Source organism: Paraburkholderia sp. BL25I1N1 (assembly GCF_003002025.1).
GTDB lineage: Bacteria > Pseudomonadota > Gammaproteobacteria > Burkholderiales > Burkholderiaceae > Paraburkholderia.
On record NZ_PVZB01000013.1, the window covers coordinates 115,453 to 141,380 of the forward strand.

Sequence of the window (25,928 nt, forward strand, 5' to 3'; positions counted from 1 at the left end):
TTAATCTGCCAATGCAGCTTAGCTTCACTAGTCGCTCGCGACATCCCATCAATTCCACTCTGTGGAACGGAGCGCGTTTGTCCCCCGGAGCCGTCAATTCCACTGCATGGAATTGGCGCATTGTCATCGGCCGTTCGGTATCGATAATGGATTCCAACGCAGGGACTTGCCATGACCCACCTGCGGTCCATATAAGCTCCGGAGACATGATGCACGCAGCCCGTTCAAATCCAATCGACGTCAGCGCCGTCGCGCAACCGCAGACCGAAGCCGTCTACCGGAAAGTCACCTGGCGGCTGCTGCCGTTCCTCTTTGTTTGCTACGTCTTCGCTTATCTGGATCGCGCCAATATCGGCTTCGCGCACCTGCAGTTCTCGCGCGACATCGGTCTTTCCGATGCCGCGTTCGGTCTGGGCGTAGGACTCTTCTACGTGGGCTACATGATTTTCGAGGTGCCGAGCAACTTATGGCTTGCCCGCGTCGGCGTGAGAAAAACGCTCATGCGGATCATGACGCTATGGGGCATCGTTTCGGCGGGCAGCGCGTTCGTGCAGACGCCGACGCAGTTTTACATCGCGCGCGTGTTGCTGGGCGCAGCGGAGGCGGGATTCTTTCCGGGTGTGATTCTCTATTTCACCTACTGGTTTCCGGCCGCACGCCGCGCACGCGTGACCTCGATCTTCATGATGGCGATCTGCGCATCCGGCATTGTCAGTGGACCCGTGTCGGGATGGATTCTCAATAGCATGACGGGCTTGCTCGGCTACAACGGCTGGCAATGGTTGTTCCTTCTGGAAGGACTTCCGTCAGTCGTCGCCGGTGTCTTCGCCTATGTCTATCTGACGGACCGTCCCGAGCAGGCGAGCTGGCTCCTCGACGACGAAAAAGCGCTTCTGCTGGCGGAACTCGAGCGCGACGCGCAAACGAAGGCCTCACGTGCTCATGGTTCGATCTGGGCTGCGTTGAAGGAGCCAAAATTCTATTTCCTGACGTTCGCCTATTTCAGCGTGCCGTGGGCAAGCATCGTCGTGCATATCTGGGCACCGAGCGTGATCCAGAAAAGCGGCGTAACGAACTACTGGCACATTGGACTTCTTTCCGCGATTCCGTATGTGGTCGGCGCAGTCGCGATGTATCTGTTCGGCCGGAGCTCGGATCGCATGCTGGAGAGACGGTGGCATTTCATGGCAAGCGCATTGATGGCCGCGGTCGGCGTCGCGTTACTGCCGGCGGCGGCGAATCACGCAGGCATTCTGGTGGCACTGCTTTGCGTTGCCACGGCTGGCTATCTTGGCATGCTGTCGCTGTTCTGGACGATCCCACCCGCGTACCTGTCGAGCACCGCCGCGGCTAGCGGCATCGGCCTGATTAGTAGTCTCGGCCAGTTCGGCGGGATTTCCGCGCCCTCGGTGATCGGCTATGCATCGACGCACTTCGGCAGCAGCGCGATGGGCCTCTATGCGGTCGCGGCCGTCTCCATTCTCGGCGGCCTTGCGGTGGTGCTGGGCGTTCCGGCCCGCGCGATCAGTGAGCGTCGCGAGTGAAGGATTCGCTGGCTGGCTTCAATCTTCCTGGCGCGCGCATGCGGCTTTGATGTCGTCGCGCAGACGCAGCAGGGGCGCTGCCAGTTCGCTTATCACGCTGTCTTTCGAGGCCGCCGTGCGGACGCTAAAGTTAAGGATCAACATCCGGTGTCCGGGAATGGCGAGCGGTGTCGCTAGCGCAATGACTTCGGGCTGCCAGCTTGCGACGCAATAGCCGTTTCGGTGCACGTCATCCACGGCCTCGGCGATTTCTCGCGCGAGGCGCTCCCAACCGCTGCGTCCGCGACGTTTGAACGCGTCCATCAGACGAGTGAATTCGGGCTTCGGCTGCGTGGCCAGATACGCGCGGCCGAGCGAGGTCAGTTCCATTGGCACGCGTTGTCCCGAGACGATCGTACGCAATGAGGCCCGCTGGTTATAGCGAATGGATTCAAGGTAGACCATCTCTTCCCGGTCGGCGCCGGCGATTCCGACATTGATGCGCTTCGCCTGGGCAGTGTCGCGGATTAGCGGTCCTGCCGCAGTCAGGACTGTGGATCCGCTGCGCAACGCCTGCGCCAGACTGAGCACGGGCAGGCCCAGTCTGTATGCCCTGCGCGCGGCATCGTGCTCGAGATAACCCGCCTCGACGAGCGTTCGCGTAAGCCGGCTCACCGTTGCCTTCGGCAGGCCAGTGCGTTCCGCGAGTTCTCCATTGCCGAGAAGCGTCGCACCGGGGCCGAACGCGCGCAACAGTTCGAGCCCGCGTTCGAGCGATCGATTCGATGGAGTAGCGTTCGATTCCGGTTGTTGATTCGCGTGGTTCGCCATAGACCGTGGGTTCGCCGTGCTTACTTGAGAGATCGATTGCCGATGCCGGATCGGACAGCATGGTAGCGCCGCAGCCGAGCCCGCTAGTTATCTCGCGGTTGCCGTAGCGAACGGCAATCCGTCGGGGCGCCGTTTTATCGACGCAGCAGATGGTACGCCTCCTGCGTGTCTTGTGCGATTGGCAGTCGCACCCACCTTGCGCTTCGCCGCCCGCGGCAATTCCCTTCGCCCCAGCTTTGGCCTGGCGCTCCACGTTCTTGCGATAAGCAGTATTGATCCCAGGTGATATGGATCACAGCCATCCATGGTTTACCGGCGAGACATCAGGCGTTGCCGAGCCGCGTAGAAGGCGTGCGTAGAGCACGGATCGCGTACGCTGCATTCCCGCCGCCATCCGGAGACCGACGGTGTTCACGAAACACCCGGACGTCTAACGCATTCATCGTCGCCCAACTGCTCCGATTGCAATGTGTCAGACGGTAACCGTTAGAATTGCGGCTTTAGCCTGGAATACGCCAATGTCTTTTGCCTCGCTTGGCCTGATCGATCCTTTGCTGCGTAATGTGCAGGACCTCAATTACCAGACACCTACGCCGGTGCAGGCCAAGGCGATTCCCGCTGTGCTCAGCGGCAAGGACGTCATGGCTGCGGCACAGACCGGGACGGGCAAAACGGCGGGTTTTGCGCTGCCGCTGTTGCAACGGCTGGTGCAACACGGCCCGGCGGTGTCCAGCAACCGCGCGCGCGTTCTGGTGCTGGTGCCCACGCGTGAACTGGCCGAACAGGTGCTGCAAAGCTTTATCGATTACGGCAAAGGTCTCGACTTACGATTTCTGGCCGCCTACGGCGGCGTGAGTATCAACCCGCAGATGATGAAGCTGCGCAAAGGCGTGGATGTGCTCGTTGCCACGCCGGGCCGTTTGCTGGATCTGAATCGCCAGAACGCAGTGCAGTTCGATCAGGTACAAACGCTGGTGCTGGATGAAGCCGACCGCATGCTCGATCTGGGATTTGCGCGCGAACTCAACGCCGTCTTTGCTGCCTTGCCTGCCGAGCGCCAAACCCTGCTGTTCTCCGCCACGTTTACGGACGATATCCGCGCCATGGCGGCGGGCATTCTGCGCGGCCCGGTCAATATCAGCGTCAGCCCGCCCAACGTCACGGCCAGCAGGATCAAGCAGTGGGTGGTGCCGGTGGATAAGAAGAACAAGCCAGACCTCTTCATTCACCTTGTGGCCAAGAACAAGTGGCAGCACGCGCTGGTATTCGTCAAAACCCGCAACGGCGTGGAATACCTGGCGGCCATGCTGGATGACGCGGGCTATGCGGTCGACACCATCCACGGCGACAAACCGCAACCCGCGCGCCTGCGTGCGCTGGAGCGCTTCAAGACGCGCGAAGTCCAAATGCTGGTAGCCACCGATGTGGCGGCGCGTGGGCTGGATATTGACGACCTGCCGCTGGTGATCAACGTCGATCTGCCGATCGTGGCGCAAGACTATGTGCACCGTATCGGCCGTACCGGCCGCGCGGGTGCCAGTGGCGTGGCGGTGTCCCTTGTCTGCGCCGATGAAGCGCCGCAACTGGCCGCGATCGAAGCGCTGATCCGGCAAACGCTGCGCCGTGAGGAAGAGCCGGGTTTCGAGGCCGAACACCGCGTGCCGCAAACTAGCGCGACAGGCGAGATCGTCAAGAAACCCAAGAAGCCTAAGAAGCCGAAAGTGCCGCAAGCTGCGCCGGGCGCCGTGCAGGTGCCCAGCAAAAAATCACGCCCGCAAAGTGGCGCAAACAAACGCAAGCCGGCGGCGCAGGGCGCTGTGGCCGCAGGTAAAGGCACAAGCTCGCCCAGCGGTCACTCATTCGGCGTGCCAAAGCCACGCAGCAAATCCGCCAGCAAGCCGGTTGCGGGGTCACGCAAGCCGGCTGCCAGATCCGCGGGTGGCCGCGGCAAACGCTAAGCCTGTTTACACCGCGACGCTATCTGCCACTTCCTTGAAGTCTTCGATCTGGTCGAAGTTCATGTATTGGTAGATATTGTCGCTGCTGGCGGTCAGCACGCCCATGTCGGCCATGTATTCCTCTTTGGTCGGAATCTTGCCCAGACGCGAGCAGATTGCCGCCAGTTCGGCCGAGCCGAGGTACACGTTCGTGTTCTTGCCCAGACGGTTCGGGAAGTTACGGGTCGACGTGGACATGACCGTCGCGCCTTCGCGCACCTGTGCCTGGTTGCCCATGCACAGCGAGCAGCCCGGCATTTCGGTGCGCGCACCGGCCGTGCCGAACACGCCGTAGTGGCCTTCCTCGGTCAGTTGCTTCTGATCCATCCTGGTGGGCGGCGCGACCCACAGCTTGACCGGAATGTCGCGCTTGCCTTCCAGCAGCTTCGACGCGGCACGGAAGTGACCGATATTGGTCATGCACGAACCGATGAACACTTCGTCGATCTTCGCACCGGCCACCTCGGACAGCGTCTTCACGTCGTCCGGGTCGTTCGGGCAGGCGACGATCGGCTCGTGGATATCGGCGAGGTCGATCTCGATCACGGCTGCGTACTCGGCGTCCGCGTCCGGCGACAGCAGTTGCGGATCGGCGAGCCATGCTTCCATTGCCTTGATGCGGCGCTGCAGGCTGCGCGGATCCTGGTAACCCTGCGCGATCATCCACTTGAGCAGCGTGACGTTGCTGTTCAGGTACTCGATGATCGGTTCCTTGTTCAGGTGCACCGTGCAGCCGGCAGCCGAACGCTCGGCCGATGCATCCGACAGTTCGAACGCCTGCTCGACCTTCAGATCGGGCAGACCTTCGATTTCGAGCACGCGGCCCGAGAAAATGTTCTTCTTGCCTTGCTTGGCGACCGTCAGCGTGCCTTGCTTGATTGCGTACAGCGGGATCGCGTTGACGAGGTCGCGCAGCGTGACGCCCGGCTGCATTTTGCCCTTGAAGCGAACCAGCACGGATTCCGGCATGTCCAGCGGCATCGTGCCAGTGGCGGCGGCGAACGCGACCAGACCCGAACCCGCCGGGAAGCTGATACCGATCGGGAAGCGCGTGTGCGAGTCGCCGCCGGTGCCGACGGTGTCGGGCAGCAGCATACGGTTCAGCCACGAGTGGATCACGCCGTCGCCGGGACGCAGCGCGATGCCGCCGCGGTTGCTGATGAAGTCCGGCAGAGTGCGGTGCGTCTTCACGTCCACCGACTTCGGATAAGCGGCGGTGTGGCAGAACGACTGCATGACGAGGTCGGCGGAGAAGCCGAGGCACGCCAGGTCTTTCAGTTCGTCACGGGTCATCGGGCCTGTGGTGTCCTGCGAGCCGACCGAGGTCATCTTCGGTTCGCAGTAGGTGCCCGGGCGCACGCCCTGGCCTTCCGGCAGGCCGCACGCACGGCCGACCATCTTCTGCGCGAGCGAGAAACCCTTGCCGCTGTCGGCCGGCTGCTGCGGCAGGCGGAACAGGGTGGACGGAGCGAGGCCGAGCGCTTCGCGCGCCTTGGCGGTCAGGCCACGGCCGATGATGAGAGGAATACGGCCACCCGCGCGCACTTCGTCGAACAGCACGTCGGACTTGACCTGGAATTCGGCGATTACCGCGCCGTTCTTCAGCGCTTTGCCTTCGTAGGGACGCAGTTCCACCACGTCGCCCATTTCCATTTGCGACACGTCGAGTTCGATCGGCAGCGCGCCCGCGTCTTCCATGGTGTTGTAGAAGATCGGGGCGATCTTGCCGCCGAGGCACACGCCGCCGAAGCGCTTGTTCGGGATGAAGGGGATGTCTTCGCCCGTGAACCACAGCACCGAATTGGTGGCCGACTTGCGCGAGGAGCCGGTGCCGACCACGTCGCCGACGTAGGCGACCAGATGGCCTTTTTCTTTCAGCGCCTGGATGAACTTGATCGGGCCGCGCTTGCCGTCTTCTTCCGGCGTGATGCCGGGACGCGCGTTTTTCAGCATTGCCAGCGCGTGCAACGGGATGTCCGGGCGGGTGGTGGCGTCCGGCGCCGGCGAGAGGTCGTCCGTATTGGTTTCGCCCGTCACCTTGAAGACGGTGATGGTCAGGCTTTGCGGCACTTCCGGACGGCTCGTGAACCATTCGGCGTCGGCCCAGCTTTGCGTCACGGCCTTCGCGTTGGCGTTGCCCTGGTCTGCCAGTTCCTTGACGTCGTGGAACGCGTCGAACATCAGCAGGGTTTTCTTCAGCGCGTCCGCGGCAACGGTGCCGACTTCCGCGTCCGACAGCAGTTCGATCAGCGGCTGGATGTTGTAGCCACCCAGCATGGTGCCGAGCAGTTCCGTGGCGCGAGCGCGCGAGATCAGCGCGCAGGCGGTCTCACCCTTGGCGACGGCAGCGAGGAAGCCGGCCTTCACGCGGGCGGCTTCATCGACGCCGGCGGGCACGCGGTTGGTGATCAGGTCGAGCAGGGTTTGCTCTTCGCCTGCGGGCGGGTTGGTGAGGAGCTCAACCAGTTCGGCGGTCTGCTGGGCGGTCAGCGGCAGGGGCGGAATGCCGAGCGTGGCGCGTGCGGCTGCGTGAGCGCGAAAGTTTTCAAGCATGAAAGAACCTGCTGATGTTGGCGTTTCAGGGGATCGCTTCCGGCCCGCCATGGCTGTGCCGGATAGCGTTTGGGTGCAATTTTAAAGGGATGGGCGCTCGAGGTCAATTGTCTTATATCTTATATAAGAGTGGCGGCTGAAGAGCGGATTTAGGGGCCGAGAGACGCGGGCTCAACGGTGGCGGTCCTTGAAACCCGGATGAACAGTGGGCATGGGCGGTTCGTGAGCCACCCCGCCGTGCCGCGCAAGTGGCCGGGATAGCACCCCTCGAATCCGACCCGATCAGCGGAACCTGCCACGCATTTGCCGCCTGCCTTGCCGAAGCGCTGGACGATCTCCATGCGCTGCGCGAGGCTGATTAGCTTTACCATGCATTTGCCGTCCGACATTTTTCGCGGCCTGCTGTCCGTCAGCATGCGGCCCACGCGTCATTGTGATGGCGGCCCGATGTAGTCACCCGCCTCAACCCATGACGGAGGCTCCTATGCAATACCTGTTGATGATCTATTCGGAAGAAAACGGCTGGAACCAGATGAGCGACAGTGAGCGGCAGCAAGGCGTCGCCGCATATCACGCGTACACCGAATCGTTGAAAAAAGCGGACGTTCTGGTCGGCGCCAACCGGCTGCAGCACACGAACACGGCGACCACGGTGCGGCTCGTCGACGGCAAGCCGCAGGTGCTTGACGGACCGTTCTCCGATTCGAAGGAGCAGTTGGCCGGGTACTACCTGATCGATGTGCCCAACCTGGACGCGGCGATCGCGTGGGCGTCGCGTTGCCCCGGCGCGGCGCACGGCCTCATGGAGGTGCGCCCGGTCTGGACGGCTCCGTACGATGCGCCTTCCGTTGCGTGAGTCGGGATGGCTGCGGCCGTGAGCGCTGACAGCGCGGCGCGTGCGATCGCCGAGGCGGTCGCGCGTCGCAGTTACGGCAAGCTCGTCGCGCTGCTGGCAATGCGCACGCGCGACGTCGCCGCGGCCGAGGACGCGCTGGCCGACGCGTTTGCGGCCGCGCTCGCCGACTGGCCGGAGCGCGGCTGCCCCGCGAATCCCGAAGCGTGGCTGATGACGGTCGCGCGTCGCCGGGCAATCGACGGCGCGCGGCATCGCCGCGTCGGCGACGAAGTGACGAACCAGCTCACGATCCTCGCCGACGAGATCGACGAGCGTGAAGCAGCCGCGTTGCCCGACCGGCGGCTTGCGCTGCTGTTCGCATGCACGCACCCTGCGCTCGAGGCCGCGATTCGCACGCCGCTAATGCTGCAAGTCGTGCTGGGGCTCGAAGCGAAGACGATTGCCTCCGCGTTCCTGATGTCGCCCGCCGCGATGAGCAAGCGCCTCGTGCGGGCGAAGAACAAGATCCGGGCGGCGGGCATTCCGTTCAGCGTACCCGAGCGCGAGGAGTTGCCTGGCCGGCTTGCTGCGGTGCTGGAAGCGGTCTATGCGGCGTATGCGGAAGGTTGGACCGACCCGCTCGGCCGCGATACAGAGAGGCGCGATCTCACCGGCGAGGCATTGTTCCTTGCACACCTGCTCGTCGAACTGCTGCCCGAGGAGCCGGAGACGCTGGGTCTGCTCGCGCTCATGCTGTATGCGCAGGCGCGTTGCGACGCGCGACGCAATGCGGCCGGCGACTATGTGCCGCTGTCGGCTCAGGATCCGGCGACATGGAACGCACCCATGATCGACGCAGCCGACGCACTGTTACTGCGCGCGAGCGCATTCAACGCAATCGGACGCTTTCAGCTGGAAGCCGCGCTGCAGTCGGCGCATGTGCACCGCTGCCGCACGCATCGCTCGAACTGGGACGAGATCGTGCAGCTCTACGATGCGCTGTTCGCGATTGCAGCCTCGCCGGTGGTCGCGGTGAACCGCGCGCTCGCGCTGGCGGAACGCGACGGCCCGCTGGCGGCGCTCGACGCGCTCGAGCCGTATGCAGACGATCCGCGCCTGGCCGACTACCAGCCGTACTGGGCCGCGCGCGCCGATCTGCTCACGCGTGCCGGCGCGACGGCTGAAGCGCTCGGCGCGTACGATCTCGCGATCGGACTCGAGCGCGATCCGTCCGTGCGCCGATTTCTGCAGCGCAAGCGCGCTGAGGTGTCATCGGCGGGAAGGTAGAAAAATCGCCCCGGCTTCTCGCTCAACGCTGCTGCTGCACGGCCAATAGCGGATTGACGACCTTCGGCGCCGCTGCCTTCTGATGCAGATCCTTGATGAACGCCTCGCTCAGCGCAATGACTTTTGCCGACGCTCGCGGATCGAAGAGCGCGTGATCGAGCTCATCCAGAACGACCGCCTTGACATGCGAAAAGCGCGACAGCTTCTTCCCGCGCTTACCGAAATGCGCATTGAGCTGATCCATTCCTTCGTCGCTTGAACCGTAGACGAAGAGAGTCCGCACGCCTTTGCGTTCGAGCGTGTGAACGACGCCGTGCGGGTGCGTCAGCGTATCGGCTTCGGCCGCGCCAGTACGGTGGCCGGCTGCGTCCAGCCGATGCGAATGCAGACGCGCGAGCAGAGTTGCTGCGACGGCCTGCGCGATGGGCCGGAACTTGCGCTTTCCGCTCAGCACGAGCCACCATTTGGACGGCTTGAATATCGCGGGCCCGACACGCTTCAGCGAGTTACGCTGCAACTCCTCCAGTTCAGCCATCGACATGTGCGGGGGTATGTAAAAACGCACGATATTGACCGCGATGACGGCCGTGAGAGCAGGCTCCACGAGCGCCGCGCGCAAGGCGCTGTAGGCGCCCGAGCAGATCCCGAACGAGATGACCGTTTGATAGCCCTTGCGCTTGAGCCAGGCGGCGGCCGTCGCGACATCCTCGATAGTCGTGGATGCGTGGATCTTCGGCACCAGATCGAGTGGACCTTGTGGCGTACGCGGAGGACTGTCGCCGATGCCGCGCGCGTCGATGCGCATGGATGGAATGCCGCGCCGGGCCATTTCCCGCGCGATTCGAACCGAAAGCCGGCTGTCGCCATGATGCACGCTGCCGGCAGTATTGGTGATCAGCATGACGGGCCCGTACGCGATCCTGCCGCGCGGTTCGCACAGCATGCCGAACAGGCCGTTGGCGCCGAAGATGACCGGGCGCTCGCGCGCTTCGGGCGTTTCGATGATCGCTTCGTCGTCGAGGGATACGCTCGGCCGTGCGCCTCTATTCACCTGGTTGTGGAAGCGCGTTCCCGGGGCGCCGTCCACGATCCATTTGACGACCTCGTCGAACGCGCGAGCCGGCACAGTCGACGACTTCGTCTCATCCATATATTCGAGGTAGCCTTCCAGCACGCCCGTTTCGACCGCGACGCCGCGTCCACGCAGCGTCGAACACAGCGTGGCGCTGGCGCGGGCGCGCGCATCGAGCACGAGCGCGCGCGTGAGAACCGCAGAGTGCATGTCCATCGCCTTCGACAGATCGAGCGCGTCCAGTTCACTGCAAAGCCTGTCGCTGTAAACCTGTCCCAGCACGTTGAACGGCTTGTCGCGCTGCGTTGCGCGCAAGGACGGGGCGAGATTGTCGAGCCAGACCTTGCGCAGTGCCGCCAGTTCGCGCAGATAGGTGCGCCCGCGGGTGACGGGCGCGAGCAGCACGAGCGAGTCGGCCGCGCATGCACGCGACGCCAGCGCAGCGAGGGTCGCGCCGAGACGCAAGCCGCAGAGCGTCACGCTGGTCACGCCGGTTTGTTCCTTCAGGCGCTTGACGGCCGCGACGATATCGGACACGAAGGCTTCAAGATGATGGGCATTGCCGTCGACTCCCGCGGAGTCTCCCGTTGCCAGATAGTCGAAGCGCAGTGTGGGAATACCGTACGCGGACAGTTCTTCGGCGAGATATCGGATGCCCTTGTGGCACCACGGCTCCTCATGGCCGAACGGGCTGCAGAGCACCACGCCATGCGTGCCTTCTCCAGCATGAAGCCATCCAAAGCGTCCACCGAATGCGATCGGTTTCATGGCTAGCCTCGATCGGTCTGGTTGTTGTCGCCGACTGGGGCCGGGTTGCAAAAAGCGGGCGTTGCAAGGTCTTTTGCAACTGCACCGCGCAATGTTCTTGTCTCGTAGTGCATCAGTGTGAGCCTCTTTTTGTTTTGAGCGTTTTGGTCGATTGGATCGCTCTTTAGAGGCCGCTTCGGTGCGCTAAACAACATTGCACGAGGCAGAGAATGAATTTGATCTGAACAACGTTTGCCCTTTAACAAACGTTCACTGATTGCGCGTATTTTTTTAAAAAAAGTCGATTAAGGATTTACCCGTAGCTGTTGTGTTTCAAGGTAATTTAACGCGCACTGTGCGAATTCGCACACAGCGCTGGCGATTGCCCCACTAATTTATTCTCGGGGAAAATCGTCCTCCGGACAAAGCCGGCGCATAAACCGGAATGAGATTGTTCGGCAGTACTCGTCCGACAAAATTAAAATACGCCAAATGCGTTGTTTTGATACGGGACACCGATAAATCGATTTATCGGACGAGTAGGCAAGCGACGTTCAAGCCCGCTCGCGCGCAGGTGTCCGACGCTCGCTGGAAACCGCCAATGCAGCTCGATTCGGCCTCCGCGTCGTGCGCTGGTGCGTGAAAGCACGCATAATGCGAATTCTCCGGATTTTATTCCTTTCGATTAAATTACTCATATATTTATTTATATTTAATCAGACAATAAAAGTGTGTCGTTCCTGATACGTTTTTATCTTCATACATTTATAAAAATTTACCATTCAGCAGACAAAACTGTCGGTACGGAAGTCGTTGAAAAGATAGAGGTTCAGGGAATTTGTTCCGGATTTTATAAAAAGTATGATGATATGATGTACATATTGTAACAAGTGTGACGTAGGACTGACTTTGTTAATCTGATACGATTATTAATAGATGGTAATAATTTACCTTCTAGCTATTACTGTGCGTCTCATCGGCCGCTTTAGCGCCATCGAAATGCAAGTCTGGCGAACCCTTCCGGAAGATCTGCTTTACCAATCCTGAAGTTCTCTTTGCTTTAAGCGGAGATCTCTTCAGGTATTCGCTTGCGCCCGCGCGTATTCGCATCGCCGATTACGCGGGGTAACTCGTACTTAAGCGTTCGGGCTTTTGCGCCCATTATCTCGCTTAAATTCCCTGTTAACGCCTGTATGGTTGCGGTCGTTCGCCTGGGCTTTGGCTTTTGATCGCGCCGGCATAGTTGGAAAGACTTGAATGATTAAGAATACACCAGCGGCAACACTCTCTGTTTCCAATACTGAACTCACGGTCCGTCGGAAATTTCTGACGTCGTTGTTGGCCGGCGGCGGCGCGTTCGTGCTTGCCGCATGCGGCGGTGGTGGCGATGCCGCCAGTCCCGACGCGGTCGCGGACCGATACCGACGCGGCGGCGGCGCATCAAACCCGAAGGGCGCCAGTTCGTCGAGCGGCGCGAGCGCGCCGGCAACGGCAAGCTCCCCGCCGGCGGCAAGCTCCCCGGCTGGCGCGAGCTCGCCGACGAGCACGCAGGGCGTTCTTCTCGACACGTCGTTCGGCGTAAAGGGCGATGGGTCCACCAACGATCGCGTCGCACTCCAGCGCGCAATCGACGGCTCCATTGGCCAGATTTTGCTGATTACCGGCAAGAGCCGGATCGATGTGGCCGGCCTCGACCTGCGCACCAATAGCCACGTGCGGTTTGCAAGCGGCGCTTCGATCAAACTGCTGGCGCATAATACCGATACGTATGAAATCCTGCGCTTGGGGGACGTGGATAATGTCACGCTTGAAAGCCCGTATCTCGACGGCAGCAAGGAATTGAATTCGGCGAAGTCGGGCGAATGGGGAATGGGGATCTCGATTAACGGCGCGACGAATTGCACCATTACGTCTCCGACCACGATCAATTGCTGGGGCGACGGCATTTATATCAACAACAGCGATAAAAAGAGCAACGGCTACAGCACGAACATCACGGTCAATTCGCACCACGCGACCGGATGCCGACGCCAGGGCGTATCGATTATCAGCGGCAGTGGCATCACGTTTAATAGTCCGCTTTGGGAAAATATCGGCGGAACGGCTCCCGGCGCCGGTCTCGATATCGAACCGAATGACAATAGCGCCGTGTTTCAAAACATCCGCATCGTCAGCCCGACGACGAATAACTGCGCCGGCGGCGGGATTAACGTTTATTTTGGCTTCTTCCCGGGTCCGGTCAACAAGACGGTCAGCATCAGCATTACCGGCCATACGGATACGGGCAGTCCCGGCGGTTCATTCAACGTACAGGGCCTGCAATTGAATGGCTACGTCGTGAATGGATCGATTACCAGCGCCAACCCGGTCTGGAAGAAAACCGGGCTGAGCCTGGAAGACTGGGACAAGGGCGGCCCGACGGTGACGGTTAGCAACGCGCGCATCGGCTGATGCAAGCGTTCGGCCGGTGGTGCGATGCCGCAACGGATCGCGCCCCGGCTGCCTGACGAGCAGGTTGGGCCGGCCTGGTGCCGGCCCAAGAGGTGTTTCAGGCTGCTGCGAAACCCGTTCGTGGTGCCGCGAACTGTCCAAGACCGAAACCCTCCATCAACTGGGCCTGAATCGACGCTGCATGTCTCCGCCGGTTGACCTCCCTTTCTTCGGGCTATATGGCGCGTCGAAGTTTCGTGACTCGTCGAGGACGAGGGGAAGTTAAGGAAGAATCGCGAAGCGATACGAACCGTCCGAAGCCCCTGATTCGACATCTCCCGGAATAGGTTTAAGCGACTGCGGCCGAACGTGAATCAGCATGTCCAACACGAGTAAGCTGAAACGTGCGACGCAATTCAAATCCCAGACGCTCATACAACCCGATCGCGGAGGTGTTGTTGCTGAACACGTGAAGAAACGGCGTGTCCCCCCGTTGCTCGATCTCTCTTCGCAAGACTTTGATGAGCCGCCCCGCAAGGCCACGTCCCCGATAGTCTTCATCTACGCAAACAGCGCTGATCTCAACGTATCCGTCAACGCGCATTCGTTCGCCGGCCATTGCGATAAGACGCCCCTGCTCGCGAATTCCAATGTAGTTGCCCATTTCGCCCGTTCGCTTGCCGAAAGGACCGGGTTTGGTCTTCTGGGCGAGCTCAAGCATATCTTTCCCGTCCGCGTCACCCAAGCGAATTACGTCGTGGTCGTCCACGCTCGCTGCTGTGCGATGCCGCGCGATCATTTGATGGATCACGCCCGCGTGCGTGATCTGAAGCCCGTCTAGCGGACCGATCGATTCGTCGGATCGCAGCACGGCGGCCTGCTCGTGAGGCAGCAAAAGCTGAAGCAGCGCCCGATATGCCGCGGGCGTTTCCGATGCCAGAGCCGCGAAGGGCGCCACATCGAGGTGGTATCGACGGGCAAGGGCATCGCCATATCCGAGGTGCGCCTGCTTCGTCGTGAGGGCCGCCCAGATCGGACGGTCGAGGTCAGCGTCTATCGAACCGCTCATGCTTTCTCCTTTGCAAGCGCGACTGAGTGCCGGCGGCTTGACTGAATGATCAGCCAGCGCGTCACGCTGGCCGTATTGCTGTGCAGTCTAGACGCCCGACAGACGCGAGGCTATAGTCGCAAATGACATTAATGGAGCTATTTGCGACATGAAAGTGGTCATCTTCGCACTGGACGGCCTGTTCGATACCGGGCTCACGGTCCTGCTGGATACCTTTGCGACTGCCAACGAGCTCGCCGTGGCCCAAGGCTTCGCCGCACCGCCTTTCGATGTCAGAGTCGTCGGCGTGCGCAAACGCATTCGGACCGCGCATGGCTTGTCGACCGCGGTCGAACCCGCAAGCACCGTTAGCCGTCCCGATTGGGTGGTGGTGCCTGCGCCGAATGTCAGACAGCCTGAACGCCTGATCGAGGCGCTGAGCCGTCCAGACATGCGCGACACGATGGCGTACCTTCGCAGCTGGCATGCCGACGGCGTCGGCGTCGCGGCTGCCTGTATCGGGACTTTCCTGCTGGCCGAAGCCGGGCTTCTGGATAACCGCGAGGCGACAACCACGTGGTCGCTCGCGCCTTTCTTCCGCCAACGCTATCCGGCTGTCAATCTGGACGATTCGCGCATGGTCGTCGCCTCACAACGCGTGGTGACGGCGGGTTCCGCGATGGGTCATCTCGACCTTGCGCTCTGGCTGCTGCGTCAGGCAAGCCCCGAACTTGCGACGCTGGTTGCCCGCTTCATGCTCATAGACAAGCGTTCTTCCCAGTCCGAATACATCATTCCGGATCACCTCGCTCACGCCGATCCGCTGGTCGCGCGTTTCGAGCGATGGGCTCGCGACAATCTTTCGGCAGGGTTTTCGCTTCAGGCGGCAGCGGCTGCTTTGTCCGTTGGACCGCGCACTTTGCAGCGCCGTACCGAGGCCGTGCTCGGCAAGTCGCCACTGGCCTTCTTTCAGGATTTGCGAATCGAGCGGGCGCAGAACCTCGTCTCAATCGGCTACGACCTCGAGAGAATTGCGAGCGAGGTGGGTTACGCCGACTCGGCGACGTTGCGGACTTTGCTGCGCCGGAGGCTCGGCCGCGGAGTGCGGGAACTTCGCGCCGAAATGCGCTAGCGTTTCGACGGCGGATCGCCGAACCATCGCGACTTGAACGGAATAGCCGTGGTCAACCGGTTTCGTTTCGGTATAGCTGCCAACGCGCTTTCAACGTGAACGAAGTCACATCGCCACTCTCTTCGGATTGAGTGCGCCGTCACTTGCTTAAAGCAAAGATTTCCCTTGGGCCAGAATCTTGTCGCAGACCTGTTTCGTGATCTGCTCCTTCAGACCGCCGCCACTCAGGTCCACCTGCTTACCGTCGCCACTGTTCAGGATGCCTTTGGCGCCGTCGGTGTACCCGCTGTCGCTCGACGATGAACCGCCCGGCAGCTTGCTCATGAGCCCATCTTTGATCGACGACGCGCTGCCACCGAGATAGTTGTTCTTGATACAAAATTCAAGCACGCCCGCGACGTTGCCCGTGCTGCCGGACGTTAGCGACTGCAACGACAACCCGCTGCCTAAACCGCCCAGGCTGTCGAGTCCGCCAGCGGCGGCGCCGTTTCCACTCTGATTGAGAAGGTTGCCGAGTTGGGCGTGGGCGGTTGGGAAATAGAGCAATGTAGCGACCAGGAGCCCGTTGGCCCAGGTGCGACGGTTGCATGCGATCATGGAAGCCCTCTTGCCGTGGAGTGAAAGTAGTCTTCACTATAGTGCCTTACGGACTCAAACAAAGAACGAGGTCATCGACGATTTGAACAGGCCCCGCGCGCTGCATGTGCCAACGCCAGCGCCAATCTCGCCCCGACTTCGGCATTGTGTTTGATGAGCGCGATGTTTGTCGTCAGGCTGCGTCCACTCGTCAATGCCTTGATGCGAGCCAGCAGGAAGGGCGTCACGGCTTTACCGGTGATACCTTTCACCGTGGCCTCCGCGAGCGCCTGCTGGGTCAGCGCGTCGATCTCCTCGGACTTCATCGCTGCCGCTTCCGGCACTGGCGTGCTCAACACCACGCGCCCACGAGGCCCAAGTCCCACTTGGTGCGGATGAAGCGTGCCTGCTCCGCCGCATCGTCCAGCCTGAAGTCCGCGCGAAAACCGCTGTCGCGCGTGTAAAACGCGGCGAAATTGTCTTGCTCGCAACTGAGCACCGGCACGCCGTGCGTTTCCAGGTATTCCAACGTGAGTCCGATGTCGAGAATGGACTTCGCGCCCGCGCAGACCACCGCCACCGAAGTCTTCGCCAGTTCCTGCAGGTCGGCCGAAATGTCGAAGCTTTCCGGCGCGCCCCGGTGCACGCCGCCAATGCCTCCGGTCACGAAGACCTCGATGCCGGCCAAGGCGGCGCATATCATCGTGCCGGCTACCGTGGTGGCGCCAAGGCCGCCGCCGGCCAGCACGGCCGGCAGATCGCGGCGGCTGACCTTGTGTACCTGGTCCGAGCGCCCGAGCAGTTCCAGTTCGTCGTTCGAAAGGCCGATGCGGATTCGCCCGTCGATCAATGCGATAGTCGCGGGCTCGGCACCCAGCCCGCGGATCACGGCCTCCACTTCGCGCGCAGTGCGAACGTTCTCCGGATAGGGCATGCCGTGAGCGATGATGGTCGATTCCAGCGCGACGAGCGGGCGGCCGGCGGACTGTGCAGCGGCCACAGGCCCGCTGAAACTCAACCACGAGTGAGCAAGGTTCGTCATCGTCACGATCTTCCCGGCGGTATATTTCGTTTAAGTATGCAGCAAGAGGCGGCTGCGAGGTTCACTCATTGCAGCGCGATGGCGCTTATCATTAGAGAAGTGTCTGGCCGCCCTTGCTGGAAGCGTTTGTTGAAGCACGGCGGTGCGCCGTGCAACGGTACTCCTGATGAAAAAGGACAGACGCTTGATGTACTGAACGTGTTGGATGGTCGATGTCGGGTCCCGGAGGTGCCATGTCACCGCTACACGCAACCAATCTGCTCCAGTCGAACGAAGGTGCCCGTCTTCATGGTCCCGAACTCGACCGCTGGCGCCGCTGGGGGCCTTATCTGAGCGAGCGGCAATGGGGCACTGTTCGCGAAGACTACAGCGAACACGGCACCGCATGGGACTACTTTCCGCACGATCATGCGCGCAGCCGCATGTACCGCTGGGGCGAGGACGGTATTGCCGGATTCGGCAACGACCCACTCGACTGGTGCGTATCGCTCGCGCTCTGGAACGGGCACGATCCGATCATCAAGGAACGGCTCTTTGGGTTGGCGAATGAGGAGGGCAATCACGGCGAGGACGTGAAGGAGCTTTACTTCTATCTCGACGGCACGCCGACGCATTCGTACATGAAGATGCTGTACAAGTATCCTCATGACGCGTACCCGTACCAGGACCTCATCGACGAAAATCTGCGGCGGGGCGCGGACCAGCCCGAATATGAAATCCTCGATACGGGCGTGTTCGACGACAACCGCTACTTCGACGTTTGCGTCGAGTATGCGAAGCACACACCTGACGATATCGTGATGCGGGTGACCGTCGAAAACCGCGCGGATCAGCGCGCGGCGCTTCATCTACTGCCGCAATTCTGGGCGCGCAACAGATGGGCCTGGTCGGGTAAGCCCGGCAAACCGTCGCTTACGCTGGAGTCGAATAGAGAGGACGGCACGCGTGTCGTCGCGCGCCACCCCGCACTCGCAACGATGATCGTGACGGCGTCTGCGCAACAGCCGGTCGAGTGGCTTTTCTGCGAAAACGAAACGAATGTGCGCCGTATCTTCGGCGTCGATGGAGCAGGGCCGTTTAAAGACGGCTTCAATGACTACCTCGTTGACGGCGACGAGCAGGCAATCCGGCGCGACAAGGGCACTCGTGCCGCCGCGCATGTAGCCCTGCAGTTTGCGCCACATGAGCGCTCGGTGGTGTACCTGCGCTGGCGTCCCGAAGCGGCTGCGGATACCGTGCGTCTCGACATGCCAGCGCTTTTCACGCGCCGGCAAGAGGAAGCCGACGAATTCTACGCGGCGCTTCAGCACGACATCGCCGACGCCGATGCGCGGCTCGTGCAGCGCCAGGCGCTCGCCGGCATGCTGTGGTCGAAGCAGTACTACCAGTTCGACGTGACGCGCTGGCACGACGGCGACCCTGGCCAACCGGTGCCACCGAGAGCTCGCAGGAACGGCCGCAATGCGGACTGGCGGCACATGTGCAATGGCGACATCGTGTCGATGCCCGACAAGTGGGAGTACCCGTGGTACGCGTCGTGGGATCTCGCCTTTCATGCGGTCGCGTTCGCCATGATCGATCCCGACTTCGCGAAGAAGCAATTGCTGCTGCTCGTGAAGGAACGCTATATGCATCCGAATGGACAATTGCCCGCCTACGAGTGGGCGTTCGGCGACGCCAACCCACCGGTGCATGCGTGGGCCACATGGCGCGTGTATGAACTCGACCGCGAGGTGACGGGCGTCGGCGATCACGCGTTTCTTGAAGTCATGTTCCACAAGCTCCTGCTCAATTTCTCGTGGTGGGTCAACCGCAAGGACGCCGATGATCACAACATCTTTCAGGGCGGCTTTCTCGGGCTCGACAACGTGGGTATCTTCGACCGGTCTTCGCCGCTTCCCACCGGCGGCCGCATCGATCAGGCGGATGGCACGGCATGGATGGCCTCGTACGCACTCGACCTGATGCAGATCGGCCTCGAACTCGCAATGACGAACAGCGCGTACGTTGAAATCGCGGTGAAGTTCTTCGAGCACTTTCTGTATATCGCGGAAGCGGTCAGTTGCAGCGAAGGGTGCAAAACGGGGCTATGGGACGGACAGGACGAGTTCTTCTACGACGTACTTCGCCTTCCGAACGGAACCCGTGTGCCAATGCGCATCCGTTCGATTGTCGGGTTGATTCCGATGTTCGCCGTTCACGTGTTAGAGGATCGCGTGTACGGTCATCTGCCGGGATTGCGCGAACGGCTAGCCTGGTTTCTCGATCATCGACCGAATCTGGCCAAGCTGGTGTCGCGCTGGACCGAACCCGGTAAGGGCAATACCACGTTGCTTTCGTTATTGCGCGGACACCGTATGACAACACTGCTGCGCCGCGCGCTCGACGAAAACGAATTTCTCTCCGAGCACGGCGTGCGAGCGCTGTCGCTCGTGCATCGCGATGCACCTTATGTCTTCGACCATGACGGCGTGAATGTCTGCATTCAATATCAGCCGGCCGAATCGGACTCGCGCGTTTTCGGCGGCAATTCGAACTGGCGCGGGCCGGTCTGGATTCCTGTCAACTACCTGCTGATCGAATCGCTATATGAGTTCCACCGCTACTACGGCGATGAATTCCGCATCGACTATCCGACAGGATCGGGCAAGCGTTGTTCGCTGAGCGAGATTGCCGACGACCTTGCGCGGCGCGTCACCACGCTCTTTCTTAAAGATGCACGAGGCGTCCGGCCCGTGATGGCTGCTTATCCGATGCTGCAGGCCGACCCGCGTTCGCAGGATCTCATCCTGTTTCATGAGTATTTTCACGGTGACAACGGACGCGGCGTCGGCGCTTCGCACCAGACCGGCTGGAGCGGGCTCGTCGCGCTGCTGCTCCAGCCGCGCATGATGAAACTGTCGCATGTGGCGGCCGATGTTGCGTCGGCGGATGCGGCGGTGGGAGAGGATGCTGCGTCGGCTGCGGCGCGGTAACTATTCGTAGCCGAGCTTGTGACTCAGAATGGGCGCGAAAAAGAGCGCAACCGCTGAGCCCGCCGCCTTACCTTCGAGTTCCGCGGCCGCAGCCGCGGCCCGCATTCCATACGAGTGCACGAACAGATCAAATAACTGAGGTGCGCAGTAAAGTACTGCAATCGCAATGCAATAAGATTGCACGACGGATATGCGCCAGCCCTTCTCGACGGCGACAGCGGCGCAGACAATGCGCAGAATGGCGAACAATACGAGCGCACCCACGGCTGCCTGTTCTCGGACCAGATACTCTGGAATAAACTCGCCCATAACTTCCTGTGCGCCCGCTACGTTAAACCGCCTTGAATGAAAACCGTCCGTTCGAAGTTTGCGGTCGAATGGTCGACTGCCTTGGGACAATCGCTCTTCGACGTCGAGAGACGGCGCGACAGGTTTTGATATTACCGATGCCGCGCTAGCGGCACGAAAGCGCGGCTGAATGAACCATAGTCTTGGCCGATATGGTCAAGATTCACCGGCCGCCGGACGAATGTCCATTCCTTCGGTCGCAAAACCTGCGGAGGTGTTGGACGTATCCGCGGCAGATCAGTCTGTCAGCCTGCGGTCACTGGCGTGCGCGCAAGCAGATATTCCTCGAAATCGGCGGCCACTTCCGGGTGACGCAAGGCGAACTCGACGGTTGCCTTCAGATAACCCAGCTTGCTGCCGCAGTCGAAACGCGTGCCGTGATACTTGTACGCCAGCACCTGTTCGTCGGCGAGCAGCGACTGAATCGCGTCGGTGAGCTGCAATTCGCCACCCGCGCCCGGCTTCAACGCACGCAGATGGTCGAAGATGCGCGGCTTCAGCACATAACGGCCGACCACGCCGAGATTCGACAGCGCCACGCTCGGCTCCGGCTTTTCGACGATGCCCGACATCTTGATGATCGAGTCTTCCCACTTCTTGCCGTCGACGATACCGTACGACTTCGTCTCCTGAGCCGGGATCTCCTCGACGCCGATCACCGAGCTGTGATAGTGGTCGAACACCTCGATCATCTGCGTCATGACGGGCGGCGTGCCGTACAGCAAGTCGTCCGCGAGAATCACGGCGAACGGGTTGTCGCCCACCAGCTTTTCGGCGCACATCACCGCGTGGCCCAGGCCCAGCGCTTCCGGCTGACGTACATAGAAACAGTCCACATGGCTCGGCTTGATGCTGCGCACGAGTTCCAGCAGCTTGTCCTTGCCGCGCGCCTCGAGTTCGGCCTCGATTTCATATGACTTATCGAAGTGATCCTCGATCGCGCGCTTGCTGCGGCCCGTGACGAAGATCATTTCGGTGATGCCGGCCGCCATTGCCTCTTCGACCGCGTACTGGATCAGCGGCTTGTCGACAATCGGAAGCATCTCTTTCGGGCTCGCCTTCGTGGCAGGAAGGAACCGGGTGCCGAGACCCGCCACCGGAAATATGGCCTTCGTAACTTTGAGCATGAGTTGTCCGGGGTGTTCGCGATACAGACGTTAGAGAGTAGCCGGCCTTCCAAGACGGGCCAAAGCGAAGCTGACCAGGCAGCGTCTGCGTAGTGTCGGATAGATCGACTCGGGTGGTCGAGCGTAACCATAGGGGCGAAAACCGGCTATGGATGCGAGGTGGCGGAAGAAGCGCCACTTTTGGCTAAAGCGGATACGTGAAGGCCTGGTGATGAGCACCACGGCGCAGTGCGTATAGCGCGTGGATCCATGGCGTCGATGGCAGCGGCGAGGTTCTGTTGCGATCTAGTCCACGCATAACGATGCTAGAAATAATCTCTTCGCGGAAAGTTCGGGAGGAACGGGCGGCCAACGGAATTGCGACGTGCTTTACCGGAGGAACTTAGCCGAGACGTTCGCTCAAGATTGCTCCGCGGGAGCCGGTGCCCTGCCCAAGCGGTAATCGGTGGGTGTCGTCGCAAGATACTTCCTGAACAACTTGGCCAACTGACCGCCGCTGCCAATGCCACAACGTCGCGCAATCTTATCGACAGGCAAGCGCGACTCCACGAGCATCCGGCAACTCATGTTAAGACGAGCGCGAAGCAGATAGTCGGAGGGGGTCATCCCGATCTCGCTCTTGAAGCGGCGCAGGAAGTTGCGCTCGCTCATCGCGGCCACCTTCGCGGCCGCGTCGATAGAAACGGGCCGGTCGACGTTTGCCTCCAACCAGCGCGCCGATGTCATGATCTTTTCACTGACTTTGGGCGCTCCGCTGCGGGAAATGGACGTGTCCCAGGGCACATCCTGCTGAGGGGCAACCGATTCAGCGACATGACGCGCCACTTCCAGTCCCATATCCTCTTCCACGATACGCAGTGCTGTGGCGACCTCGGTCGGAGCTTCGCTCAGTGCTCGTGTTTGATAGTAGTCGCCCGTCTCATCCTCGCCATATAAGAGGGCACAGTAGCGGCTGGGAAGCTTTGCTGCTTCCAGTAACAGCCTGCCCTCGGCGATCGGATGAACGATCTCGCTGAACGGATGCCTGCGGCGCAGCCAATTGCTTAGGCGTTCGTCGCGGCACGCATGCGGTACGCCCGCGCCGCCTGCAATAAACAGCAGATGTCTGTCATTCCTGACCTGATGCGAGTCGACACTCTCGGTCCAGACGAATACCGAAGACGAGCTTGCGATACGGCCGCCTGCCGCCGACAGCAAAGAGACGTCGTAACGCGCGCGATGTAATTGCTGTGATGCGCTGAACGCATTCGCTTTCTGGAAAATCTCGATGATTGCCGCGACTTTTGGCAGTGCAAATCCGTTGAATAACGCTATGTCGACGTGAGTCATCTCACGCGTCTGTGCTCTCACGGCACTTTGCCGCGAACAGCGCGGCAGAGTATGTACCAGCTCCATTTGTTTTCCCCCGGAATGTTTTAGCCTTCGAAGCCCCGCCCTGGACTCTGTATTTTTCTTGTCTTTTGCATGCTAAGCATCAATTCTAGCTTAATTATTACATGTCCGATTTGGCCAACACATTGGCCGTTCACGACCTGACTGCAGAAATTCCGTTTTAGCGGAGAGAATCCGGTATCGGATACATCCGTAATCCCGTTTGCGCGGGATTTATGCGTATATGCATAAATTTACCCGTGAAATGAGACGGGATGTATAGCACATTTATAGATATGGGTTATGCGAGAACGCGATGTAAAACGAATCGGCAGGACGGTGGTCGCCGCTCCGCGCACCCTGACGGGATGTCACTCGAGCCGATCTTTTTCAAGGTAGGGCTTTCCTGGGTAATTTGCGGCAAAAACTCCAGCTATCATGGGACTGCCACTGCCAGTTCACCCGCCTAAAAACCGGATCCAAGCAGAATTTTTCGGCGGTTTGCCATTTTCTCAACGCGCAGGGCTAAATAAGTCCTGAACGTAGCCGATAACGCATTCATGCGTATAGAAGAAATTCAGACAATCGTTAGCGCCGCTTCCGAGACGGCCGATTCCATCGTCGGCGCGCGTGAGTGGACTACGGCCGAAGATGCGAGTGCTATGCGCGATCTGATCTTCTGGGATATGCTTGCCAAACAATTGCCCGATATAAGCGTTGCCGATCTGCTGGCCATTCTTAAATAGCACCGTGCGAGGCTCGCTCAAGGTGAGGCAACATTTCGCATCGCACGGACCCTATTGTTTCCGCTCCACTCAATTCATGTACCACTTGTCCACGTATCGGGTAAATGCGTAGATCGTGTCCGCTTTCAGCACAACGTCTTTAGACGAACGCGTCACGATGCCCGATCCGTGAACGATCGTCACATTCGGATTCCCCAGTACGCGAATCGTTTGACCATCGGCGGCGCCGGAAAAGTACGAGATGTCCGTGGGCGTCATGTAGTTATCAAGCACAACGAGACCTGAACCGGTGACGTTGACGATCCGCGTCCCAGCCGGAGGCTTAATGGTGAGCGGCGCGCCTGACACGCTCGACCCTTCATGGTTCTGCACCAGGAATAATCCAGCCTGATTGAAGCTGCCCGCGCAGGCGAAGTATTGATTGCGCGCATCCGGATCGGATTCGCTGACGTAGTCCTCGAAACCATACTTCTGAAGACGCTCTTTTCGACCCTCGGAGCGGCATGAGGTCAGCACGTTCGAGCGCGACTTCGACGACATGTAGAAGCCGCTGTAGGTGCCGACCTCGGCGGAACTATTGTTGTAGCCGAAGCATGTGCTCCATATGGCGCTGCCATCCACATAGAAGCCGTGGCCGATATTGGAGTCGCCGCGGCATTGCGAAATGCGGTGCTGTGATCCTCGCAACGGTGCGATGTAGATACCGCGTTCGGCATCCTCGCCAATGCAATTCGAGAGGAAGTTGTTTGCCCCGCCCACGACAATGCCGCACAGAAGCAGGTCCGGCGTGACCGGACCGCGACCCGCGATCAGAGAAGGGTTGGCTTCGATGCGGTTGAGGAAATCGTCGGTGCCGAACGTTTCGATGCATCCGGAAATTCGATCGCGCTGGCGATTGAGCAAGACGTTCGTCGTCAGAATATCTTCAAACACGACACCAAACCCCGCGAGGTGCTGAAAGCCCTGATCGGCGAAATTGTTGGCCGTGCAACGTCGTATAGCCGCCCATTTGACCAGTTGAAAGCGCACCCCGCCACCGGGGAAATTGGCGCCGCGTCCTTCGAAATTAATGCCGCTGATGCCGATTCCACGCACGAGTGTCGCCGGCGTATCGACCACGAAGCCGTGGTCTGCCTGCACCAGCGTTACGCCGGAAATATGGCCCGGAAGATAGCCGAACATCGTGCTACTCGATACAAGCGACACGCCGTTCTTGAGGACGACATTGCAGCGATAACGCCCGGCAGGAAAGCGAACCACACCGCCGCCACGTGTTTCGAGCAGGTCGATCGCAGACTGGATCGCCGCGCTGTCGTCGGTGCGGCCATCGCCCTTTGCACCAAATCGTTTGGGATTGATGTCGGCATCGTTCAACTCTTCGGCCACCGTCCGGACGACACTTGTCGGCGCGGCCGCCTTGAATGCGATTGATTGAGCGTTGCTTGCTCCCGGCGGCGTGTCCTTCGACAACCCCGTATCTACGGATGACGCGTCCGGTTTCGTTTGCCCGTTGACGGCCGCCGCCGCGCTGAGAATCGTGCCTGCGAGGGCACCCTTGATTGCCTGTCGTCGGTTAGTCACGGTATGACTCTCTGTCGTCAATCATTTATTGCGCGCAACGGCGTTGCTCACGAGTTCCCTGACCAGAACGGTTGGGAAGACTAATGCGTCGTGTGCATAGCGGCGCAACAGACGCCGGGGTTCGGTGACGATCCGGTGCAACCATTCGAGACCAGTTCTGCGCATCCAGACCGGTGCGCGCACCTTCTCGCCTGCAATGAAGTCGATCGTCGCGCCCGCGCAGATCGCCACCTTTGCGCTGATGCGCGCCCTGTATTCATGCACCCATAGTTCCTGCTTGGGCGCACCGAGTCCAACGATCAACAGATCCGGCTCAACTGCGGCGATTTCGTCGAGAATGCGATCGCACTCGGACGGCATTGTCTCAAATCCGAAAGGAGGGCAGTACGTACCGACTACCAGAACGTTCAACCACCGTTGCGCAATGATCCGCGCGGCGCGCTCCGCTACACCTGGGCCGGCGCCTAGCAGAAACACGCGCATCGGCTGATTCATTGACCGCGCCTGATGAAGGATACTGGGTACGAGATCGCTGCCGGGCACCGTCTCCTTTAATGCGCGCCCCATCATCCGCGATGCGAGCACGAGCGGCTTACCGTCTGCCAGTATCATCGAAGCGTCTGCATACGCAGCCTGGAATGCCGGCGAGTTTCGAAGTTTGACGATATGGTCCACATTCGGCGTGACCACGTAACGGCATCTGGTGC

General features: G+C 60.6%; 19 protein-coding genes and 1 pseudogene. 8 read left to right on the plus strand and 12 right to left on the minus strand.

What is annotated here, in order from left to right; translation table 11 throughout:
• The first annotated feature begins 209 nt into the window (after positions 1-209).
• Positions 210-1,544, plus strand: coding sequence for an MFS transporter (locus tag B0G73_RS20480; RefSeq protein WP_106283238.1), 1,335 nt, complete (start codon positions 210-212; stop codon positions 1,542-1,544).
• Positions 1,545-1,562: 18 nt separating this feature from the next.
• Here B0G73_RS20480 and B0G73_RS20485 read toward each other — a convergent pair whose 3' ends face one another.
• Positions 1,563-2,354, minus strand: a complete 792-nt coding sequence (locus B0G73_RS20485) for an IclR family transcriptional regulator (protein WP_106283105.1) — start codon at positions 2,352-2,354, stop codon at positions 1,563-1,565.
• Between the two features lie 518 nt (positions 2,355-2,872).
• On the opposite strand from B0G73_RS20485, the gene B0G73_RS20490 reads away from it, so the two are divergent.
• Positions 2,873-4,312: a DEAD/DEAH box helicase gene (locus B0G73_RS20490; RefSeq protein ID WP_106283106.1), complete on the plus strand. Its 1,440-nt coding sequence runs from the start codon at positions 2,873-2,875 to the stop codon at positions 4,310-4,312.
• Positions 4,313-4,318: 6 nt separating this feature from the next.
• Here B0G73_RS20490 and acnB read toward each other — a convergent pair whose 3' ends face one another.
• Positions 4,319-6,904, minus strand: coding sequence for a bifunctional aconitate hydratase 2/2-methylisocitrate dehydratase (gene acnB / locus B0G73_RS20495; protein WP_106283107.1), 2,586 nt, complete (start codon positions 6,902-6,904; stop codon positions 4,319-4,321).
• A gap of 484 nt (positions 6,905-7,388) precedes the next feature.
• On the opposite strand from acnB, the gene B0G73_RS20505 reads away from it, so the two are divergent.
• Both B0G73_RS20505 and B0G73_RS20510 read left to right on the plus strand, forming a co-directional pair.
• Positions 7,389-7,760: a YciI family protein gene (locus B0G73_RS20505; RefSeq protein WP_106283108.1), complete on the plus strand. Its 372-nt coding sequence runs from the start codon at positions 7,389-7,391 to the stop codon at positions 7,758-7,760.
• A gap of 6 nt (positions 7,761-7,766) precedes the next feature.
• Positions 7,767-9,026, plus strand: a complete 1,260-nt coding sequence (locus tag B0G73_RS20510; RefSeq protein ID WP_106283109.1) for an RNA polymerase sigma factor — start codon at positions 7,767-7,769, stop codon at positions 9,024-9,026.
• Positions 9,027-9,048: 22 nt separating this feature from the next.
• Here B0G73_RS20510 and B0G73_RS20515 read toward each other — a convergent pair whose 3' ends face one another.
• Entirely contained in the window at positions 9,049-10,866 is a 1,818-nt protein-coding gene (locus B0G73_RS20515; protein ID WP_106283110.1) for a serine aminopeptidase domain-containing protein, read from the minus strand.
• Between the two features lie 1,115 nt (positions 10,867-11,981).
• Positions 11,982-12,485, minus strand: coding sequence for a hypothetical protein (locus tag B0G73_RS41340; protein ID WP_258193388.1), 504 nt, complete (start codon positions 12,483-12,485; stop codon positions 11,982-11,984).
• Between the two features lie 10 nt (positions 12,486-12,495).
• Between B0G73_RS41340 and B0G73_RS20520 the strand changes: the two genes are divergently transcribed.
• Positions 12,496-13,296 (plus strand): hypothetical protein, encoded by an 801-nt coding sequence (locus tag B0G73_RS20520; protein WP_258193389.1) that lies wholly within the window; start codon positions 12,496-12,498, stop codon positions 13,294-13,296.
• A gap of 328 nt (positions 13,297-13,624) precedes the next feature.
• Here B0G73_RS20520 and B0G73_RS20525 read toward each other — a convergent pair whose 3' ends face one another.
• Entirely contained in the window at positions 13,625-14,344 is a 720-nt protein-coding gene (locus B0G73_RS20525) for a GNAT family N-acetyltransferase (RefSeq protein WP_106283112.1), read from the minus strand.
• Between the two features lie 148 nt (positions 14,345-14,492).
• On the opposite strand from B0G73_RS20525, the gene B0G73_RS20530 reads away from it, so the two are divergent.
• Entirely contained in the window at positions 14,493-15,455 is a 963-nt protein-coding gene (locus B0G73_RS20530) for a GlxA family transcriptional regulator (protein WP_106283113.1), read from the plus strand.
• A gap of 147 nt (positions 15,456-15,602) precedes the next feature.
• Here B0G73_RS20530 and B0G73_RS20535 read toward each other — a convergent pair whose 3' ends face one another.
• Together B0G73_RS20535 and B0G73_RS20540 are read right to left on the minus strand one after the other, a co-directional pair.
• Complete coding sequence (locus B0G73_RS20535) at positions 15,603-16,052, minus strand: DUF2501 domain-containing protein (RefSeq protein ID WP_106283114.1); 450 nt, start codon at positions 16,050-16,052, stop codon at positions 15,603-15,605.
• A 71-nt stretch (positions 16,053-16,123) separates the two neighbouring features.
• A pseudogene (locus B0G73_RS20540) lies at positions 16,124-17,073 on the minus strand (pseudouridine-5'-phosphate glycosidase).
• 233 nt (positions 17,074-17,306) lie between these two features.
• On the opposite strand from B0G73_RS20540, the gene B0G73_RS20545 reads away from it, so the two are divergent.
• Complete coding sequence (locus B0G73_RS20545) at positions 17,307-20,048, plus strand: glucosidase (protein ID WP_106283115.1); 2,742 nt, start codon at positions 17,307-17,309, stop codon at positions 20,046-20,048.
• On the opposite strand, the gene B0G73_RS20550 is transcribed toward B0G73_RS20545, so the two are convergent.
• The 3 genes from B0G73_RS20550 to B0G73_RS20560 form a co-directional block, all read right to left on the minus strand.
• Positions 20,049-20,357: a hypothetical protein gene (locus tag B0G73_RS20550; protein ID WP_106283116.1), complete on the minus strand. Its 309-nt coding sequence runs from the start codon at positions 20,355-20,357 to the stop codon at positions 20,049-20,051.
• Between the two features lie 284 nt (positions 20,358-20,641).
• Positions 20,642-21,523: a UTP--glucose-1-phosphate uridylyltransferase GalU gene (gene galU, locus B0G73_RS20555; RefSeq protein ID WP_106283117.1), complete on the minus strand. Its 882-nt coding sequence runs from the start codon at positions 21,521-21,523 to the stop codon at positions 20,642-20,644.
• A gap of 399 nt (positions 21,524-21,922) precedes the next feature.
• Complete coding sequence (locus B0G73_RS20560) at positions 21,923-22,918, minus strand: helix-turn-helix domain-containing protein (RefSeq protein WP_106283118.1); 996 nt, start codon at positions 22,916-22,918, stop codon at positions 21,923-21,925.
• Between the two features lie 536 nt (positions 22,919-23,454).
• Here B0G73_RS20560 and B0G73_RS20565 point away from each other — a divergent pair.
• Positions 23,455-23,640, plus strand: coding sequence for a hypothetical protein (locus B0G73_RS20565; protein WP_106283119.1), 186 nt, complete (start codon positions 23,455-23,457; stop codon positions 23,638-23,640).
• A 69-nt stretch (positions 23,641-23,709) separates the two neighbouring features.
• On the opposite strand, the gene B0G73_RS20570 is transcribed toward B0G73_RS20565, so the two are convergent.
• Positions 23,710-25,221 (minus strand): glycosyl hydrolase family 28-related protein, encoded by a 1,512-nt coding sequence (locus B0G73_RS20570; RefSeq protein WP_106283120.1) that lies wholly within the window; start codon positions 25,219-25,221, stop codon positions 23,710-23,712.
• A gap of 21 nt (positions 25,222-25,242) precedes the next feature.
• Positions 25,243-25,833 (minus strand): WecB/TagA/CpsF family glycosyltransferase, encoded by a 591-nt coding sequence (locus B0G73_RS20575; protein ID WP_258193390.1) that lies wholly within the window; start codon positions 25,831-25,833, stop codon positions 25,243-25,245.
• Positions 25,834-25,928 lie beyond the last annotated feature (95 nt).

Excerpts from the sequence above, each read along its gene's own strand:
- B0G73_RS20480 (WP_106283238.1), top strand. The coding sequence starts at position 210 with ATGCACGCAGCCCGTTCAAATCCAATCGACGTCAGCGCCGTCGCGCAA.
- B0G73_RS20485 (WP_106283105.1), bottom strand. The coding sequence starts at position 2,354 with ATGGCGAACCACGCGAATCAACAACCGGAATCGAACGCTACTCCATCG.
- B0G73_RS20490 (WP_106283106.1), top strand. The coding sequence starts at position 2,873 with ATGTCTTTTGCCTCGCTTGGCCTGATCGATCCTTTGCTGCGTAATGTG.
- acnB (WP_106283107.1), bottom strand. The coding sequence starts at position 6,904 with ATGCTTGAAAACTTTCGCGCTCACGCAGCCGCACGCGCCACGCTCGGC.
- B0G73_RS20505 (WP_106283108.1), top strand. The coding sequence starts at position 7,389 with ATGCAATACCTGTTGATGATCTATTCGGAAGAAAACGGCTGGAACCAG.
- B0G73_RS20510 (WP_106283109.1), top strand. The coding sequence starts at position 7,767 with ATGGCTGCGGCCGTGAGCGCTGACAGCGCGGCGCGTGCGATCGCCGAG.
- B0G73_RS20515 (WP_106283110.1), bottom strand. The coding sequence starts at position 10,866 with ATGAAACCGATCGCATTCGGTGGACGCTTTGGATGGCTTCATGCTGGA.
- B0G73_RS41340 (WP_258193388.1), bottom strand. The coding sequence starts at position 12,485 with ATGGAGCCGTCGATTGCGCGCTGGAGTGCGACGCGATCGTTGGTGGAC.
- B0G73_RS20525 (WP_106283112.1), bottom strand. The coding sequence starts at position 14,344 with ATGAGCGGTTCGATAGACGCTGACCTCGACCGTCCGATCTGGGCGGCC.
- B0G73_RS20530 (WP_106283113.1), top strand. The coding sequence starts at position 14,493 with ATGAAAGTGGTCATCTTCGCACTGGACGGCCTGTTCGATACCGGGCTC.
- B0G73_RS20535 (WP_106283114.1), bottom strand. The coding sequence starts at position 16,052 with ATGATCGCATGCAACCGTCGCACCTGGGCCAACGGGCTCCTGGTCGCT.
- B0G73_RS20545 (WP_106283115.1), top strand. The coding sequence starts at position 17,307 with ATGTCACCGCTACACGCAACCAATCTGCTCCAGTCGAACGAAGGTGCC.
- B0G73_RS20550 (WP_106283116.1), bottom strand. The coding sequence starts at position 20,357 with ATGGGCGAGTTTATTCCAGAGTATCTGGTCCGAGAACAGGCAGCCGTG.
- galU (WP_106283117.1), bottom strand. The coding sequence starts at position 21,523 with ATGCTCAAAGTTACGAAGGCCATATTTCCGGTGGCGGGTCTCGGCACC.
- B0G73_RS20560 (WP_106283118.1), bottom strand. The coding sequence starts at position 22,918 with ATGGAGCTGGTACATACTCTGCCGCGCTGTTCGCGGCAAAGTGCCGTG.
- B0G73_RS20565 (WP_106283119.1), top strand. The coding sequence starts at position 23,455 with ATGCGTATAGAAGAAATTCAGACAATCGTTAGCGCCGCTTCCGAGACG.
- B0G73_RS20575 (WP_258193390.1), bottom strand. The coding sequence starts at position 25,833 with ATGATACTGGCAGACGGTAAGCCGCTCGTGCTCGCATCGCGGATGATG.